The following is a 15,925-nucleotide window of genomic DNA, read 5'->3' as shown; positions in this document are numbered from 1 at the left end:
GTCCGTCGCGTTTCGACAGCCGCCCTCCTCACCCTTGTCGCATCCTTGATCACCCTGCTGCCGGCCTACGCCTGGACGCCTTCCGCCGAGTCCTCAGGCGTACCCTTACCTGGGGGGATATATCCAGGTTCGTCCCGCTATGACGGCGCTGGTTACTACCAGTACGCGCCGTCCATCGTGCAGACCTCCGACGCCCAGAGGATCATCTATTACTGCGCCAACACGGTCGAGTACTCATCGAGCAGCGGCAACGCGCTCCAGGCCACTCACGATCACGTCCTGTTCAACGTCGGCACCCGGCAGCCGAACGGGTCGTACACGTGGGGTGCCACCCAGGTAGCGCTGCGGCCCCGCCTTCAACCGGCCGACCCGCACTACCAGCCTGCCACGCCGAGTTGGGCGGCGTACCACATCTGCGACCCGGACGTCGTCAAGGGCAGCTTCACCTACACGACGCCCCAGAGCGGCGAGAAGACCTACACGTGGGCGATGTTCTTCACCGCCGCCGACAATGACGACCATGGCACGGACGGCCGGTTCAACGTGGTCGGCGTTGCCCTCGCCACCTCTCCGCTGGGGCCGTGGACCATCGTCGCCTCCCCGCTCATCGACATCACCGAACCCGACTACAACGCGGCCGGGTACGGTGTCGGCCAGCCGAGCGTGACCAGTGTCGATCAGCGGGGGAATCTCCTGCTGTTCTACAGCGGGCTGGACTGCGCCGCGCTGGACGTGCCGGAGCCGTCCTGCGACGGGACCGCCCGGGGCACCGCCGTACGCACACTCAACCTGGGCAACGCCAACGCGCCGGTACTCGGCACGAGGTCGTTCATCACCACGGCCGGTCTGACGCCGGAACCGTTCCTGCCCGGCTCCAGACGATTCCTGCACAACGCGTCCTGGGCCTACGACCCCGAGCGGGACTCGTTCGTCGTCTCCCGCGACACCGGGCAGCTCGACGGCAACGAAGTACAGGCGAACGTCGAAGTCGACCGAATCGCCGGATCGAGCGTCTGGACGGGCGGTGGCGCCTGGACGGTCGTCGGCCAGATCACCAGCGCCCAGACGGGCTACCGGTGGAACCACAATTCTGGCCTGGTGCGGGACGTTTATGGCGGTCTGGCCTATCAGCGCCCGCTGGACTACTCGGGGGTCGACGTGTACTTCGCCACCGAACCCGGACCAGCGAACACCGCGCCACCTTGGGACGGCTACTTCAAGTACCGCATGTACCACAGCGCCTCTCCGCTGTAATCGCGCTCAAGGCGCGCGCCCCGCCGCCGGAGGTCTCCTGGGCTGCCTGGTGGCGGCGTGACGGTGGCGGGGCGGCAGGTGGGCGCAGGCGGTGTCGTCGAGGTTCCAGGTGCCGGAAGGCTAGGATTCCGCGCATGCAGCGCCCTCTCGCCCACAAGTCGGCCGTCGGCCTGCTCGCCGTCCTCTGGCCCGGCCTCATCGGTGGCATCGTGCTCGTCTGGCGGAACGACGCCGCCCCCTTCGAGATCTTCGTGGGAGTGTTCTGGAGCGCGGTCTGGTATTTCTGGCTTGCCCGGATCTGGCTGGGCGGCCCGATGGCGATCGGGCTGATGCGCAAGGCGCTCTTCGCGATCTGCCCGATCATGATCGCCGCCGCCGTGGCCGTCGGGATCGCCGACGGCGAGGTGTACCCGTCGCAGCTGGTCGGGCTCGCGGCCGCATTGTGCGGGATCGCCGGCGGGGTGCTGCTCAGCCGCGGGGACGTCAAGAAGTGGAGCCTGTCCACGGTCGCGGTGCGGACGGTCCGCCAGCCGCCTGACGGAATCGCCTTCGACCTGCGTTCCGCCGCGCTTCGCCGAAGCAGGGGCAGGTTCGGCTGCCTGATGATGGTCGTCACCGTGCTCATGCTGCTCGTGGTCGGCGTCATCGGCGCGACGCTGCCCGAGGGCCGGGGGACGAATGCCCCGGACTACATCGCCTTCATGGTCGGCGTGGTGCTGGTGGTGATCATCGGCATAGCCGGATATATCCGGCTAAACATCCAGGCTAGGGCTATGGGCGTGCTGACCATCACCGAGCGGCACATCAACGAGCATCCCTGGCCAAGGCTCCGCTCGGTCGCCCTGTCGTACAAGGGCGAAGCGGCGGTCGTGGACGGAATCAGCAGATACCCGTCGGCGCGGCTCGACCTGTCCTTCTACGACCAGTCGGACGAGCACCACCTCAGGCTGCCTGACGCCGCCGCCTTGCACCGCTCGATCGCGGAGGCGCTTTCGACGCACAGCCCCGAGGGCGTCTTCGCCGGCTGGGTCCCGCGAACCGACGCGACACATCCGGTCCGGTGAGTGCCTGATCTCCGCGCAGGCCAATCCAGGCGGGACTCGGCAGGCCAATGCCCTTCAGGTAGCGATCTCGCTGGAAGCGGGGCTGAGTTCCCTGCGCCGAAAACTGGAAGCGATGCTCGGAATGGAGGTGGACGTGTCGATCATCCGCATAGGCGGCTCGTTCGACAACCCGCCGTTCGTCAAAATCCCATGATGCCGGAAGAGAATAATTATCTCTACTGCAAGGTCTTCACAACAGCGCCCGAGGTGGCGGTGAAGGCATTGCTGGTCGAGCTGCTCGGCGGTGAATTCGACCGTCACACCATGGACTTGACGAGCTTCGTAGTTGAGGTTCGCAGGAATCCAGACGCATATATCCACACAGTAGCCGGGGACGAGTTTCTCGGCTGGCCAATCCTGGTCGAGCTGGAAGAAGGCGAAGATGCCGAGTCCGCCATGGTTGAGGTTGCGGCAGAAGTTATCAGCGCGCTATGGACGTCAGGACACAAGGCCGTAGCAGCCTGCGACTTCGAGGATGAACTGCCATGGAAGGGAGGTATTGAGCGACTAAGTGAAGGCGAGTGAGTATCAGCCGAAGTCGGCGACGCAGATCGGGTGGAGCAGGGCGCTCGACCTCCGATGGCCAAGCCGGGCTCCAGCCGGCGCATGGATAGCGCTGCGAACGTGTGGGAACGATGGGGTCATGGAGTTGTACACCGCCGTGCCGTCGGCCGAGTGGCGGGACACCAAGGCGACGCTGCACCGGTTCTGCCAGGTAGTGGGCAAGATCCGGCTCGCCTCGGCGGCCCGGCGCAACCACTGGTGGAACGCGCCGTTCCACGTCACCGGGCGAGGGATCACCACTCGTCCGATGGGACAGGCCGACGGTAACCCGATCTTCACGATCGACTTCGACTTCGTCGGCCACCAGCTGCTCCTCAGCACGGTGGACGGCCGGGAGGTGTCGTTCTCGCTCCCCGGCCAGTCGGTGTCGTCCTTCTACCACCAAACCATGCGGGCACTGACGGCCCTGGACGTGCGAGTGGACATACCCCTACCACGGCCGTTCGACCTGCCCGACTCCGACCGGCCGTTCGCCGACGACACCGAGCACGCGCACTACGATCCGGCCGAGGTCACCCGCTACTGGCAGGTCCTCAGCCAGGTGAACCTCCTGCTGGAGGAGTTCGCCGCGGGCTTCTCGGGCAAGATCAGCCCGGTGCACCACTTCTGGCACACCTTCGACATCGCCTGCACCCGCTTCTCCGACCGCGCGATCGACCAGCCGCCCGGAGCCGACCCGGTGACGCGGGAAGCGTACTCGCGGGAGGTGATCAGCTCCGGCTTCTGGTTCGGTGACGACGCCTTCCCGGACCCGGCCTTCTACTCCTACACCGCTCCCGAGCCCAAAGGCCTGGACAACGAACCTTTGGAGCCCGCGGCAGCGCGGTGGATCGAGCAGCGAGGCAGCCATCTGGCCGTGCTGCGCCACGCCGACGCCCTGGCCGAAGCCGATCCGCGCGTCGCCGTCCTCGCCTTCTACGACAGCGCTTACCAGGCGGGAGCCCGGCGCGCCGGTTGGGACATCGCCCAGCTCGCCTGCCCCGGCGGGGTCACCGATCCGGTGCTGAGCGCTGGAACGTGACCGCGCACTGTATTTCGATCCCGTACGGCGCCAGCTGAAGCTCACTACTATCCGGCCATGATCTTCGACCTTTCGATACTCCTGAGAATCGGCGTGGCCATGGCCATTCCCGCGGTGTTCGCCTGCGCATCTGTGGCGATCGCGGCGCAGTCCGCCCCACGGAATCGCCACGTACGCGTACGCCGCCGATATGTGGTCGGGGGATTGTTCCTGTCGTTCGTCGGCGTCTGGATGATGGCATTCGGTGCGTGGTCGGCGCGTGCGGACACGCGCTACGGCGGCGCCGTCTTGATCGGGCTCAGTCTGCTGACCCTCATAGGCGGAGGTCTGCTCCTCTTAGGTTTCGGCCCGCTAGCCTCGTGGCTGCTGGAAATCCTCGGTCGGTACACAAACGGCTGCCGCTGCTCGTTCGCCTGGCGGCCCGCGACCTGGCCGGTCGTCGCCCGACTACGGCTCCCGCGATCACGGTGACGATGATGGCGACCAGCTTCGGCATCGCGCTCACGATCGTCGCGGTCGGCATGACGGCGCAGGACAGGGCCGCCTACTCCCCCAGCGCCCGGCCCGGCACCCTCCTGGTGCGGCTCTTCTCGGCGGAGCAGGCCGGTCCCGTACGTGCGGCGATCCAGCGGGAGTTACCCGGAGTTCCCATCGCCCAGAGTGAGAGTCCGCGTGAATACCGACACTTCGCGGCGAATGCCGAGAACGTCGACCTGCCGGAAGAGTCCGTCTACCCGAACGGAGTCATCGGCGACGAGGCACTGCTGCGGTATCTCACGGGCGACCAGTCGACGCCGTACGACGAGGGCAAGGCCGTGGTGGTCACGACCGCCGACGTGAAGGTCGACTCGGTCGAGATCGACTACAACGTGACCGGGAGCGACGGCCCGCCGACGAGCAAGACCACTCCGGCGACCGTCGCCAGAACCCTCGACCCTCACATGGAGACGATCTTCGTCCCGGCGAAGGTCGTCCGGGACCTCGGCTATCAGCTGAAGCCGGACGAACTGATCATCGATCCCTTCCTCCATCGAGTCTCGGCGGGCGAACAGGACCGGCTCGACAGCCGGCTGAGCGACGTCACGGAGACTTATGTCGAGCGGGGATTCCAGGGCTTCGACCACCTGGCTGGTCGCCGCCGCGGCGACGCTCCTCATCGCCCTCTGCGGTGCATGGGCCGCCGGGGACGGTAAGGACACGAGTTCGCGAGCGGGCCGGGTGCTGAGGCGGGCCGGTGACGGATCGGCCGCCACTTTCCGGTGGTTCGCCGCTTCCCGTGCGGGGCTGAGCACGCTGTGCGGAACGGTGCTGGGCGCGGTCGCCGGGGGCCCCATCGGGATGTTGCTGCTATGGCCTTTCACCGCGTCGGGCTCATGGGATGAGCCGGTACGGGTGCCCTTCGAAACTCCGTGGCCGGCGATCGCGGCCGTGGTCGTCGGGCTGCCCGTCATCGCCGCCGCCCTCGGCGGACTCCTCGCACGTGAGCGAGCCGGCGGCGAGCTGACCGCTGCTCTGTGATCAGCGACTTTCAGGTGGGTGGGGTGGCCAGTGGGAGGACGATGGGCGGCTGGACCTGCTCGTCCCGGCCGCCTGGGTCGGTTTCCACCGCGCCGCGGATGCACAGGGACGGGGACCACGCGACGGATGACGGCTGGCCGAGTCTGACCACCGTGCCGACCTTGAAGCAGTAGCCCGTGGCCGCGTCCAGGCCGCCGACCGTGAACGTGGTGCTGCCGCCGCCCATCGACAGCACGCGATCACCGGGAGACTGCTGAAGCACCATGGGGAAGTCGCTCTTGCGCTGCTGCTTCCAGGACAGCGTCACGGTCGTGCCGTTGTCGGTCACCAGCCTGAGGTCCTTGGGCCGCTGCGCGCTCATCGCCGCCGCGTCCAGGGTCTTGGCGGGACGGGCGATGGACGGCCCGGTAGAAGGCTCGGTAGAAGGCAGGGCACTGGGAGGTGGGGTCCGGGCGGCCGAGTCGGGTGGCTTGGCGGTCGTCGTGGGGTCGGCGTTTCCCGTTGTGGGGTCTGTGCCTCCGGTCCCTGAGTCGGTGCCTCTGGTCGTGGCGGACTGGGGCTCCAGGGTGATCCGTGGTGGGGTCGACGGGCGGCCGTTCATGGCGGCGGCGACGCTGGCCGCGCCGATCAACACGGCCAGGCCGGAGGTACCGGCGATGAACAGGGGGACCTTCTTGCTCCTGCGCCTCGGCTCCGCCGGTGCCTGCGGCTGCGCCGTACCCGGCTGGTGGGAGGACGGGTACAGCGGGCGGGGCGGTCGGGGAAGCGACCCCGAGCGGTCGGGGTCGACGGTCCAGACGAGAGCTCGCGGAGCGGAAATCTCAGCGGCCACCGCCGACGACGGCACCGCCGAGGCTGGTGACGCCGACGCTGGTGACGCCGAGGGGAACGACGGCATCGACGGCGAGCCGGGCGGCAAGTCCCCCGGCCCGGTCTGCGAGGGCGCCAGGCGGGAACGCGGAGCGACCAGTTTGTACGTGGATGGGGCCGCTTGGTGGACGTTGGGTGGGGCCGACTGGTCGAGGCCCGGTGGGGCGGCGTGGGCGAAGCGGGTGGCGAGGTCGGCGGCCGTGGGGCGGGACTCGGGAGACTTGGCCATCGCCTGATTGACGGCTGACACGAGGTCGGGCGGCAGGCCGGGGGACGCCAGGGGCAGCGGCTCCTCGCTCAGTACGCCGAAGACGAACCGGGCCGAGGTGTCCGGGCCGTCCAGGGCGAACGCGGGCCGCCCGGCGAGCAGTTCGTACAGCATCGACCCGAGGGAGTACACGTCCGACGCCGGACTGGCCGAGCGGCCTTCGAGCAGCTCGGGCGGGGTGTGGACGGACACCGACGTCCCGTCGGGCAGCTCGGCCAGGGACATCAGCCCGCTCATGCCGAACCCGGTCAGTCTGGGCTCGCCGTGCTCGGGCAGGACCACGTTCTCCGGCCGTACGTCGCCGTGCACCCCGCCCGCCGCGTGGGTGGCCACGAGCGCGGCGGCCATCGCTCGCGCGACGCGCAGCGCCTCGCCCGGCGGCGCCGGCAGGGTCCGGCCGGGCCGCTCGGCCAGCGTGTAGCCTCCGTGCAGCTCGGTCACCAGGTACGGGCGGCCGTCGGCGGTGGTGCCGATGTCGAGTACCGGGATCACGTTCGGATGGGCAGCGAGTGCGTCGGGGAAGCGGAAGCCGCGCAGCAGCGGCTTGAGCCGGCGCTTGTCCACGCGGCGGCAGGCCAGCGACCGCAGCAGCACCGAGGCTCCGTCGCGGTCGGCCGTCGCGAGGTACGCGCTCCACGGCCCGTCCTGCCCGGCCCGCTCCTGAAGCCGGTAACCACGGACCTTCTCCGTCACCGTCACGCGTTCACTTCCCGGGGCCGGCAGCCGCCAGCCCTCTCCATCACCACTTCCCGGAACATCACCGCTTCCCGGAACCGACACGTCGCCGTCATGCGATCACTGCGGGACCGCCCAGGTCATCGGTCTCGAACGCCTCGTCCTCGATCATCGGGAACCGGGTCCGCTCGCGGTCCTGCTCCTGACCTTGGCCGCCACCTCCCATGCCCGGCGGGTACATGCCCATCGGCATGCCCCCGGTCCCACCGCGCGCGGCCCCGCCGGCCGTCAGGCCGCCCGCGCCCTGCGCGGCCGTCGTGGCGGTGCCGGTCCCCGAGGGGGTGAGCGGGCCGGTGGAGGGTACGCCCGTGTTCACCCTGTGGGCCAGGTCGGGCGACATGGTGTCCGGGAAGCCGGCCAGGTTCGCCTTGGTGTCGGGCAGGCTCGGGGTCTTGAGGTCGCCGGGATTCTTCAGGTCCGGGGTCTGGGGACTCTGCAGGTCGGGGGTCTTCACAGCAGCCTGGTCGAGGCCGGGGAGGTTCGGGTTCTGGGCGCCGTTGGGGTCCGGGAGTTTCGTGCTGGGATCGGTCGGGCGCTGGTTCGGGTCGGTCAGGCCGGCCGGGTCCCCGACACCGGGCGACGTGGGGTCGGTCAGGCCGGACAGGCTGGAGTACGGGCTGCCGAGGCCCGTGTACGGATCGGAGACACCGCCACCACCGAGTCGGCCGTTGCCGCCCAGGCCGTCCATCTTCGGCAGTTCCACGGGAGTGACACCCGCGCCGGGGGGCGGAGCCGCGCGCTGCTCCAGTTCCGGGGCGATCCGGTCGTAGACCACTCCCATGAACCTGTTGAGCTGTCGCAGGTGGTGGCGGGCCAGGGCGTGAGCGTTGCCGTCGGTGCCGAACACGCTGTCACGCAGATCGTCGTCCCAGCCCGCGCTGCCAACCTGGGGGACGTTGTCCCGGAAGAAGGGCAGCACATCACGGCCGTACCAGATGAGCGGGTTCGCGACCGTCTGAGCGCTGTAGTTCACCGCAGCGAGATCCTTCTGGAGCTCGCCGATCTTCTTGAAGACGCCCTCCAGCGGCTCGCCGCCGAGGGAGGCGGCGATGCGCTGCGCCTCCGCCTGGAGGTTCCGCATCGACTCCTCGCAGCTCGCGGCCAGGGTCGCGTAGTTGTGGCCGGCGTCCTCGATCTTCCGCGGGTCGGTGTGGTTACGGATGAGGTCGACGATGCCCTGGCTGTTCTCGCTGTCACCCTTGCTCGTGGCGATGTCATCGGGCAGCGGACGGGTACCGTCCTTGAGCTGGTACAGGGTGTAACCGGTCATGTCGCCGTCCCGCGCAGGCCTTGGGCCACGGCCTGGTCGGCGTCCATGGCCGCCTTCACGGTCTGGTCGAGCGTCTCCAGGATGGCCTCGTAGACCGAGCAGAGCTGGGTGACAGCGCTCTTCAGACTGGTCTGCGCCTTGTCGGTGGTGAGCCTCAGGTCGGTGGCCGCCTGCCAGGTACCCAGGTCGCGCTCGGTCAGCGTGGAGCGGGTGACGAGAACCTCCAGGCTCGGCGTACCGCCCAGCCCCCTGAGCCGGTCGAGGTCGGCGCGGAGCTTCTCGACGGGCGAGTCGGGACGCGGCTTGCCGGTCTCCGGGTCCACGAAGTCGGCGATCTTGATGAACATCTCCTTCTTCGCCCCGCCCGGATCGACGTGGTACTTGGTCAGCAAGTCATCGCGCGTCGTCTCGGAGACCCGTGGCCGGGCGGTCTGCGGGTACCCTCCGTGCCCGTAAGTCTGCAGGTAGTCGGTGTACTCTTCCTCGGTGTTGCGCGGGTCCAGCTGTACGTCGTAGACGCGCCCGTCCTCGCCCGACTCGACGCCAGTGCGCTGGTCTCTCGGGAGGCCGAGGCCGTCCCTGGTGTCGTCCCGCTCGCCGCCGTCGTCAGGTGTCGGCATGAATCTCTCCCGGATATCGGTCTGCGCCCCTCCCCTCTGTATCCCGTGCCGGGCGTACCGGGGCTTCACTTCAAAGAATTTGGAACGGAATCCGGCTTGCCGCTCAAGACCGGCAAAATCCCATTACATGGCCATTTCCTGGGCCGGCACCACCGCCCTCGCCCTGCTGCTCGCCATCACGCCCATCACCTCCGCACGAGCGGCCGGCGCCGCTACCTCCCCGTGGGCGGAGGCCGCCGCTCCGCAGTGCAACCCCGAGGCCGGGGTGCAGGACGTCAGCGGCAAACCCTGGCCGCAGGAGCGGCTGCGCTTCCAGCGGGTGTGGCGGCTGACCCGGGGCGAAGGCGTCACGGTCGCCGTGGTCGACAGCGGCGTGGACGCGCGGCATCCGCAACTCGCCGGGGCGATCACGACCTCCGAGGACCTGACCGGCACGGACCAGCGGGACTGCGTGGGCCACGGTACGGCCGTGGCGGGCATCATCGCGGGCCGCGACCTCACCTCGCGCGGCGTACCGTTCCTCGGTGTCGCGCCGGGCGCGCGGATCCTGTCGATCAAGCAGACCGAGACGCCGGACGGCGAGGTGTCCCTGCTGGCCCGGGGCATCAGGCGGGCCGCCGAACTCGGCGCGAAGGTCATCAACGTGTCCGTGGAGGCGCACGACCAGCCGGAACTCAAGTCGGCCGTCGCGTACGCGCAGAGCAGGGACGTGGTGATCGTCGCGGCGGCCGGCAACGTCAAGCGTGAGGACGGCGAGGTGACGCCCTCCTACCCGGCCGACTACCCCGGCGTGATCGCGGTGGGCGCGGCCTCCCCCGACGGCACGAAGTCGGCGTTCTCCAACGGAACCACCAGGGTCTCCGTCACCGCCCCCGGCGCCGGGATCACCAGCACGTGGACGGGCGGCGGCTACCGTACGGACCTGGACGGCACCAGTTTCGCCGCGCCGTACGTGTCGGGGGTCGTGGCGCTGGTCAGGGCCAGGCATCCGGAGCTCGACCTGTGGCAGGTCAAGCGCCGGGTGGAGCTGACGGCCGAGGGCGGCGGCGCCACCGGGACCGGCGCGGGCCTGGTCAACCCGCTGCTCGCGGTCACCGCCGTACTCCCCGACGCGGAGGAGAAGGCGGGCGGCGGAGCGCCGATCGTCGTGGCCAAGGCCACCGCCCCAGACCCGCGTACGCGCGGGCTGGCCGTGGGCATTGCGGGAGGCACGCTCGCGGTGACCGGGCTGGTGGTCTTCGTCGCGATCATGCTGCCCAGGGCCAGGCGGCGGGGCTGGCGCGCCGGGTGATCCAACATTTCCAGGAATGTTGAAGTCAGGTCGGCCCTCCGGCGCACCGGCTTATGGTGCTCGCGTTGTCCCATGTTCGATACCGGGAGGTGAACCGTGGCGCAGCCGACCACTTATCAGCAGGGCAGTCAGCACGACGCGGCCGCTCGCGCGCTGACCGCGCACGAGCACATCACGCAGATCCACAACAGACTGCTCCAGATCCCCGAGCAGCTCGGCGGCTCGTGGAAGGGCGAGTCGGCGACCGTCTACACGCAGGTTCTCAACGAGTGGAACCCGCAGTTCAAGAAGGTCATCGACGCTCTCCACCAGATCGCCGAGAACCTCAAGGGCTCAGGGATCGAGTACGAGGAGGCCAGCACCTCCACCCAGGCCGTCACGAAGAACCTCATGGCCGCGCTCAACGGCGGTGCCGTCCAATGAGCGGGATCGACGTCAGGGAAGGATCCCAATGACAGGTGGCGGAGACATCATCCTCGCCGATTTCGACGAGATGGAAGAGATCGCGGCCGAACTCGGCCGGGCCTACGCCAACCTCGTCGGCGAGCTGACCGACCTCGAGAACGACCTGAAGGTCCTGGAGACCTGGGACGGCTCCGCGAAGGGCGTCTACCTGGAGGCCAAGCGCCAGTGGAACGAGGCCGTGGTGACGATGGGTGACACCATGCAGCGCTTCGGCCCGGCCCTGCACGACGCGACCGAGATCATGCGCGACGCCGAGCAGGCGAACGTCCGGCGCTGGGGCACCTGAGCCGGACGATGGCTGAAGGCGACAACGGGATACCCGCCGAGCTGGTCATCGACCCGGCGACGGCCGGTGACCAGGCGATGTGCCGGCCGGACGCGCTGCTGGACGTCGCGGGGGCCATGTCGAGGGATCTGCTGCCCCGGCTCGAGTCGGCCGGGCACCGGGTGCCCGACCTGTCGTTCACGGCCGTCGGCGACTGGGATGTGGCACGAGGGTACGCCGAGACCATGCAACGGGCGCGCGTGGCCACGGTGGACACGATGGGGTTCGTGACCGAGTTGGTCAGCAGGGTCGTCGAGGACCTGGTCGCCACCGCGAACACCGTCAGGGACGCCGACCAGCGGGCCGGCGAGACCGCTCGCCGTACCGGATCCGCCGGATAGAGGCCGCGTGGGAGAACCGAAGCCGATCAAGGAAGGCGCGCTGCCGGCGGGCGCTCCCGAGAGCTACGGCGGGCGCGACTCGATCCGGCGGTTGATCATGAGCACCCGGCCGGAGGAGTTCGGTGGTGTCGCGGACGCCTACCGATCGGCCGGCACACTCCTTGACCAGACGATCAAGGAGTTGTCCCAATACGCCTCACGTCTCGTCGCCGATGGAAACTGGGGCGGCGAGTCGGCGCGGGCCATGCTCGGGCGGATGGCGCGGGTGCAGTCGTATCTCGGCACGCTGCGGAGTCAGATCGACGACATCCCGTCATCCGTCCAGCAGGCCAGTCGTGCGCTGGCCACGGCGAAGGAGCAGTTCGAGCAGGCCACCCAGGAGCAGTACGCCACGGTGGACACCGGCTCGTACATCTCCCGGGAGCTGAGCAACGACCCCGACGCCGACGCCCGGCGCTTCCTCGCGGATCTGAACGGCCGCCTGGCGGACGCGCACGGGACCCTTCCCGCGCGGCTGCCGTGGGACGCCGATCTGGCCTCCAGGGCGCCGTACCTGCCTCCGGTTGTGCGCGACAGCACGCCGACCGGTGGCGGGATCGACTTGGAGTCCACGCATCCGGTCTCCCGGCTGGCCAGTGTGGATCCGGCGGCGTCTCCGATTTCGGCAGCATCGCCCGCCACGCCGCTCGCCGCGGCGGTCCCTGGAACCGCCACTCCCCCGACCCTCGGGACCACGCCGGGCCAGGTCCCCGGGCTGATCACGTCAACGAGCGGAACGCCCTCCGTGGCCCAGCTCACCGGGTACCCGCCGACGACCGGAACCCAGCCGACCACGTCCGAGCCGACACGCTCCCGGACCGGCACCCGGCCCGACGCCGCACGGACCGACCCCACGCGGACCGGTGACCCGCGTACCGGCCCCACGCGTACCGACTCCACGCGTACCGACTCCACGCGTACCGACTCCACGCGTACCGACAACCCGCGGACCGACTCCGAGCGGACCGGCGACCCGTACCGGTCCAGCCCCATGCACTCCGTCCTTGATCAGAGCTACGAGAGCCTCATCGCCGACCAGGCCCGCAGCCCGCTCGGTGGCCTCCCGCGCGAGACCGGCCCGTCCGTACGACCCGGCGTCGTACCGGTCGTGGACGGGACATGGCCCGCCACGAATCCCGCATCGTCCGGCGGCCCCACAGGGGCGGCCGCCGGTACCGGTGGCATGCCGTTCATGCCGATGGGCGGCGGCCCGGCCGGGTACGAGGGTGCGCCGGTCGCGCACCGGACGGCCCCGCCGCCCCCTGATGAGCCGGGCCTGTTCCGTCCCGCGTACGATCCCGGCCAACCGGTGGTGGACTGACCCATGACATCCGACAGCGACCTCAAACGCATGGAGATGAACGCCGACTCCGTCCGTGAGGTCGGCCGCAACATCGCCGGCAGGCCCATGCAGCGCCTCAACGACATGACCCGCGTCGTCGCGGGGCTCAACGTGCATTCCGGCGCGTACGGCCTGTTCGGCTTCTTCGGCTCGTCGCTGGCGGACGCGCTCGACCAGGTCAAGCTGGCTGCCCACCAGTACGTGTCGGCGACCAGGCACGAGCTGGCCGAGATGGAGTCGAAGGCGTTCGACACGGCCAACACCGCCGTCCAGGGCGACGGCGCGGCCACCCGCGCCACGGCCGTCTGAGAGTCACCGTCCGAGAGCCACCATCCGAGAGCCACCGTCCGAGAGCAAGTCTGAGAGCGAGGACACATGCCGACACAACCGCAGTCGGTCATCGCCGGCGCGGGCATGGCCCAGCTGGGCTCGGCACTCCTGGGCGGTGGTCGCGCGAAGTACGCCGGACTGATCATCGCCCTCACCGCCGCCGACACCCCCGAGCTGCGACGAGCCGCGCAACAGTGGGAGGAGCTGTCGGCGGGACTACGCGAGCACCCCCAGCTGGTCCAGGAGTCCGTCAAGGACGTGCACTGGATGGCGACGAGCGCCGAGCTGTTCCAGCAGACGGTCGACACGCACAGCGACGAGGTCGCCGACAAGGCGGACCTGCCGCAGGCCACGGCGGACTCCATGCGCACCTCGGCCGACGTTCTCGACTTCGCCGGGAACCTGATGTTCGACGTGGGCGCCGCCATCCTCCTGGCGGGGACGATCTACCAGCTCGGGCGGATCAACCCGTATGTCCGGCCCGCCGCGGAGGTGGCGGCGACGATGTTCGGCCGCCGGGCCGACCAGCAGGCCGGGCAGGGCGCCTTGAAGCTGCAGACGTTCCTCAGGGGCTCGGAGAGCCTGGCCGGCAAGATCGCCGGCCGGTTCACCAAGGTGTCGCCCGTCAAGAAGCTGCTCCTCGGCGGCGCGACGGCGATAGGCGGCGGGATGCTCGCCAATTCGGCCGCGGCCGACGACCTCAGCGAGACGGCCCTCCCGAAGGGCAACCAACCGAACCCGAACCAGCGCAACCAGCCGAATCCGACGAAGGAAGTGTGATGCCGGCTTTCGACGAAGCGGCCATCGACCGCATGATCGCCGACACCCAGCGCCCCCTGGACGGGTTCGCGGAGCTGTACGAGCAGGTCCTGGCCGTGCAGGGGTTCGCCCAGGACGCGGAGAAGCTGGTGACGGTGGAGTGCTCCACCCAGGGTGTCACCGCGCTGGACATCAACCCGCGCGCGCTCCGCTGGGGCTCGGACAAGCTGGCCACCACGATCCTGGAGCTGATCGGCGCGTCACTGGCCGACCTGCAGCAGAAGTCGAACGCGCTCATGGCCGAGCGGTGGGGCGCGGCCCCGCCGGACCTCACCAAGGAGGGCAACCCGGCCGAGCTGCGCCTGCAGAACGCGCAGGGCACCTACGACAGGGCCATGGAAAACGCGATGGCCGAGCTCGCCCGCATCCACCGACGCGTGGACGGCTCCTAGAAGCTCCTGAAGATCTTGTTCTTGGCCGTTCAGTGGCTTGTTCGATGCTCCTGGGCCGGTCTCCTGTCACATTCGGCGCCTTCGCGGGTTCATGTCTTTGAGCCTTGACGAGGGGATGATGTGACCGATGGAGGAGACCGAGTGGCTGGCCGAGCGTTTCGAGCAGCACCGGCCCCGGCTGCGGGCGGCGGCCTACCGGATGCTGGGTTCGATGGCCGAGGCCGATGACGCGGTTCAGGACGCCTGGCTGCGGCTCTGCCGGTCCGACACGGACCAGATCGACAATCTCGGCGGCTGGCTGACCACTGTTGTGGCTCGGGAATGCCTGCACATGCTGCGTTCCCGGCGGCAGCGGCCGGCGGAGTCGCGCCTGCCCGAGCCGGTCGTGATCCTGGACAGCGATCTCGACCCCGAGCAGCGGAGGAGACCCTACGAGCGGCCATCTACTCGGCCACCGCCGGTGTGGCGGCCGAGGCGCCGGCGTTCACGGTGGCCATCCATGAGGCGAGGAGGGTGAGGGCGTGGGCGGTCGGTGAGTCGGGTTCGGCGGTGTAGAAGGTCATGGTGAGGCCCGGTTCGGCGCGCAGGTCGAGGCTTTCGTAGGCGAGGGTGAGATCGCCGACCAGGTGGTGGTGGAAGTGTTTGACGCCGGCGCCGTGGGTGCGGACGTTGTGGGCGCCCCAGCGGCGGCGGAAGTCGTCGCTGCGGGTGGACAGCTCACCGACAAGGTCATGCAGGCTCTTGTCGTGGGGGACTTTGCCGGCTGCGGTGCGCAGGTTCGCGACACACATGTCGGCGGCCAGCTCCCAGTTGGGGTAGAAGCGGCGGGCCGCACTGTCGAGGAAGGTGAACCGGGCGAAGTTCGGCGGGCTGGTCGGGTCGCTGTAGACGTCGCAGAACAACGCACGACCGAGGTGGTTGGTGGCCAGCAGATCCAAGCGGTCATTGCCGACGCCCGCGGGGCAGGTGATCGTGTCGAGGGTCCGTTGCAGGCCCGGCCGGACCGTCCATTGCTTCGGCCGACGGCGGGGCCGCAGGACGGCGTTGCTGCCGTCGGCCTCGTGGGCCAGGCGCAGCAGGTGGGCCCGTTCGGCGTCGTCGAGGTGCAGGGCGCGGGCGATCGCGTCGAGCACTCCGGCGGAAACCCCGGCGAGTGAGCCGCGTTCGAGTTTCGCGTAGTACTCCACGCTCATTCCGGCCAGCGTGGCGACCTCGCTGCGCCGTAGCCCGGGGACACGGCGCTGCCCGGCGGTGGGCAGCCCGGCCCGCTCGGGGGTGATCTTGGCGCGGCGTGAGGTGAGGAACTCGCGCACTTCGACTCGGTTGTCCACGAGACCGACGATACGACGCGCGGCCGG

At 69.5% G+C, this 15,925-nt stretch carries 20 protein-coding genes; 16 read left to right on the top strand and 4 right to left on the bottom strand.

The window, feature by feature from the left end; genetic code table 11:
• The first annotated feature begins 45 nt into the window (after positions 1–45).
• The 7 genes from AB0B61_RS01705 to AB0B61_RS01675 all read left to right on the top strand — a co-directional run bounded on the left by AB0B61_RS01705 (position 46) and on the right by AB0B61_RS01675 (position 5,460).
• Complete coding sequence (locus AB0B61_RS01705; RefSeq protein ID WP_358426339.1) at positions 46–1,254, top strand: hypothetical protein; 1,209 nt, start codon at positions 46–48, stop codon at positions 1,252–1,254.
• A gap of 134 nt (positions 1,255–1,388) precedes the next feature.
• Positions 1,389–2,318, top strand: a complete 930-nt coding sequence (locus AB0B61_RS01700) for a hypothetical protein (RefSeq protein ID WP_358426336.1) — start codon at positions 1,389–1,391, stop codon at positions 2,316–2,318.
• A gap of 192 nt (positions 2,319–2,510) precedes the next feature.
• Entirely contained in the window at positions 2,511–2,882 is a 372-nt protein-coding gene (locus AB0B61_RS01695; RefSeq protein ID WP_358426333.1) for a hypothetical protein, read from the top strand.
• Positions 2,883–3,000: 118 nt separating this feature from the next.
• A complete protein-coding gene (locus AB0B61_RS01690) occupies positions 3,001–3,942 on the top strand; it encodes a DUF5996 family protein (protein WP_358426330.1) in 942 nt (313 codons plus the stop codon).
• Between the two features lie 57 nt (positions 3,943–3,999).
• Entirely contained in the window at positions 4,000–4,413 is a 414-nt protein-coding gene (locus AB0B61_RS01685) for a hypothetical protein (RefSeq protein WP_358426328.1), read from the top strand.
• Between the two features lie 2 nt (positions 4,414–4,415).
• On the top strand, positions 4,416–5,135 hold the full coding sequence (locus AB0B61_RS01680) for a hypothetical protein (RefSeq protein ID WP_358426325.1): 720 nt from the start codon (positions 4,416–4,418) through the stop codon (positions 5,133–5,135).
• 199 nt (positions 5,136–5,334) lie between these two features.
• Positions 5,335–5,460: a hypothetical protein gene (locus AB0B61_RS01675; protein ID WP_358426322.1), complete on the top strand. Its 126-nt coding sequence runs from the start codon at positions 5,335–5,337 to the stop codon at positions 5,458–5,460.
• Positions 5,461–5,470: 10 nt separating this feature from the next.
• On the opposite strand, the gene AB0B61_RS01670 is transcribed toward AB0B61_RS01675, so the two are convergent.
• The 3 genes from AB0B61_RS01670 to AB0B61_RS01660 all read right to left on the bottom strand — a co-directional run bounded on the left by AB0B61_RS01670 (position 5,471) and on the right by AB0B61_RS01660 (position 9,223).
• Positions 5,471–7,297, bottom strand: a complete 1,827-nt coding sequence (locus AB0B61_RS01670) for a protein kinase (protein ID WP_358426319.1) — start codon at positions 7,295–7,297, stop codon at positions 5,471–5,473.
• An 88-nt stretch (positions 7,298–7,385) separates the two neighbouring features.
• Positions 7,386–8,603, bottom strand: a complete 1,218-nt coding sequence (locus AB0B61_RS01665; RefSeq protein WP_358426316.1) for a hypothetical protein — start codon at positions 8,601–8,603, stop codon at positions 7,386–7,388.
• Complete coding sequence (locus tag AB0B61_RS01660) at positions 8,600–9,223, bottom strand: hypothetical protein (RefSeq protein ID WP_358426313.1); 624 nt, start codon at positions 9,221–9,223, stop codon at positions 8,600–8,602. The genes AB0B61_RS01665 and AB0B61_RS01660 overlap by 4 nt, the downstream gene beginning before the upstream one ends.
• Positions 9,224–9,350: 127 nt before the next feature.
• Here AB0B61_RS01660 and mycP point away from each other — a divergent pair, with 127 nt between their 5' ends.
• The 9 genes from mycP (at position 9,351) to AB0B61_RS01615 (ending at position 15,084) form a co-directional block, all read left to right on the top strand.
• Positions 9,351–10,514: a type VII secretion-associated serine protease mycosin gene (mycP, locus tag AB0B61_RS01655; protein WP_358426310.1), complete on the top strand. Its 1,164-nt coding sequence runs from the start codon at positions 9,351–9,353 to the stop codon at positions 10,512–10,514.
• A gap of 96 nt (positions 10,515–10,610) precedes the next feature.
• Positions 10,611–10,937: a WXG100 family type VII secretion target gene (locus AB0B61_RS01650; protein WP_358426307.1), complete on the top strand. Its 327-nt coding sequence runs from the start codon at positions 10,611–10,613 to the stop codon at positions 10,935–10,937.
• A 28-nt stretch (positions 10,938–10,965) separates the two neighbouring features.
• Complete coding sequence (locus AB0B61_RS01645) at positions 10,966–11,265, top strand: WXG100 family type VII secretion target (protein WP_358426304.1); 300 nt, start codon at positions 10,966–10,968, stop codon at positions 11,263–11,265.
• Positions 11,266–11,273: 8 nt separating this feature from the next.
• The gene (locus tag AB0B61_RS01640) at positions 11,274–11,645 is read left to right on the top strand and encodes a hypothetical protein (RefSeq protein ID WP_358426301.1); all 372 of its coding nucleotides are present in this window, start codon (positions 11,274–11,276) and stop codon (positions 11,643–11,645) included.
• A gap of 7 nt (positions 11,646–11,652) precedes the next feature.
• Complete coding sequence (locus AB0B61_RS01635) at positions 11,653–13,005, top strand: hypothetical protein (protein WP_358426298.1); 1,353 nt, start codon at positions 11,653–11,655, stop codon at positions 13,003–13,005.
• A gap of 3 nt (positions 13,006–13,008) precedes the next feature.
• The gene (locus tag AB0B61_RS01630) at positions 13,009–13,335 is read left to right on the top strand and encodes a hypothetical protein (RefSeq protein WP_358426295.1); all 327 of its coding nucleotides are present in this window, start codon (positions 13,009–13,011) and stop codon (positions 13,333–13,335) included.
• A 66-nt stretch (positions 13,336–13,401) separates the two neighbouring features.
• Positions 13,402–14,136, top strand: a complete 735-nt coding sequence (locus AB0B61_RS01625) for a hypothetical protein (RefSeq protein ID WP_358426292.1) — start codon at positions 13,402–13,404, stop codon at positions 14,134–14,136.
• Entirely contained in the window at positions 14,136–14,567 is a 432-nt protein-coding gene (locus tag AB0B61_RS01620; protein WP_358426289.1) for a hypothetical protein, read from the top strand. Before AB0B61_RS01625 ends, AB0B61_RS01620 begins: the two co-directional genes overlap by 1 nt.
• Positions 14,568–14,694: 127 nt before the next feature.
• On the top strand, positions 14,695–15,084 hold the full coding sequence (locus AB0B61_RS01615) for a sigma factor (protein WP_358426286.1): 390 nt from the start codon (positions 14,695–14,697) through the stop codon (positions 15,082–15,084).
• Here AB0B61_RS01615 and AB0B61_RS01610 read toward each other — a convergent pair.
• Positions 15,011–15,898, bottom strand: a complete 888-nt coding sequence (locus tag AB0B61_RS01610; protein WP_358426283.1) for a helix-turn-helix domain-containing protein — start codon at positions 15,896–15,898, stop codon at positions 15,011–15,013. The two genes, AB0B61_RS01615 and AB0B61_RS01610, sit on opposite strands and share 74 nt — an antisense overlap.
• Positions 15,899–15,925: the final 27 nt, after the last annotated feature.

The sequence above is a fragment of the Nonomuraea sp. NPDC049158 genome (assembly GCF_040648335.1).
Lineage (GTDB): Bacteria > Actinomycetota > Actinomycetes > Streptosporangiales > Streptosporangiaceae > Nonomuraea.
This window is presented reverse-complemented; position numbering and strand designations above follow the sequence as displayed.

Coding starts and splice junctions, on each gene's coding strand:
- AB0B61_RS01700 (WP_358426336.1), top strand. CDS start 1,389: ATGCAGCGCCCTCTCGCCCACAAGTCGGCCGTCGGCCTGCTCGCCGTC.
- AB0B61_RS01695 (WP_358426333.1), top strand. CDS start 2,511: ATGCCGGAAGAGAATAATTATCTCTACTGCAAGGTCTTCACAACAGCG.
- AB0B61_RS01690 (WP_358426330.1), top strand. CDS start 3,001: ATGGAGTTGTACACCGCCGTGCCGTCGGCCGAGTGGCGGGACACCAAG.
- AB0B61_RS01685 (WP_358426328.1), top strand. CDS start 4,000: ATGATCTTCGACCTTTCGATACTCCTGAGAATCGGCGTGGCCATGGCC.
- AB0B61_RS01680 (WP_358426325.1), top strand. CDS start 4,416: ATGATGGCGACCAGCTTCGGCATCGCGCTCACGATCGTCGCGGTCGGC.
- AB0B61_RS01665 (WP_358426316.1), bottom strand. CDS start 8,603: ATGACCGGTTACACCCTGTACCAGCTCAAGGACGGTACCCGTCCGCTG.
- AB0B61_RS01660 (WP_358426313.1), bottom strand. CDS start 9,223: ATGCCGACACCTGACGACGGCGGCGAGCGGGACGACACCAGGGACGGC.
- mycP (WP_358426310.1), top strand. CDS start 9,351: ATGGCCATTTCCTGGGCCGGCACCACCGCCCTCGCCCTGCTGCTCGCC.
- AB0B61_RS01645 (WP_358426304.1), top strand. CDS start 10,966: ATGACAGGTGGCGGAGACATCATCCTCGCCGATTTCGACGAGATGGAA.
- AB0B61_RS01640 (WP_358426301.1), top strand. CDS start 11,274: ATGGCTGAAGGCGACAACGGGATACCCGCCGAGCTGGTCATCGACCCG.
- AB0B61_RS01630 (WP_358426295.1), top strand. CDS start 13,009: ATGACATCCGACAGCGACCTCAAACGCATGGAGATGAACGCCGACTCC.
- AB0B61_RS01625 (WP_358426292.1), top strand. CDS start 13,402: ATGCCGACACAACCGCAGTCGGTCATCGCCGGCGCGGGCATGGCCCAG.
- AB0B61_RS01620 (WP_358426289.1), top strand. CDS start 14,136: ATGCCGGCTTTCGACGAAGCGGCCATCGACCGCATGATCGCCGACACC.
- AB0B61_RS01615 (WP_358426286.1), top strand. CDS start 14,695: ATGGAGGAGACCGAGTGGCTGGCCGAGCGTTTCGAGCAGCACCGGCCC.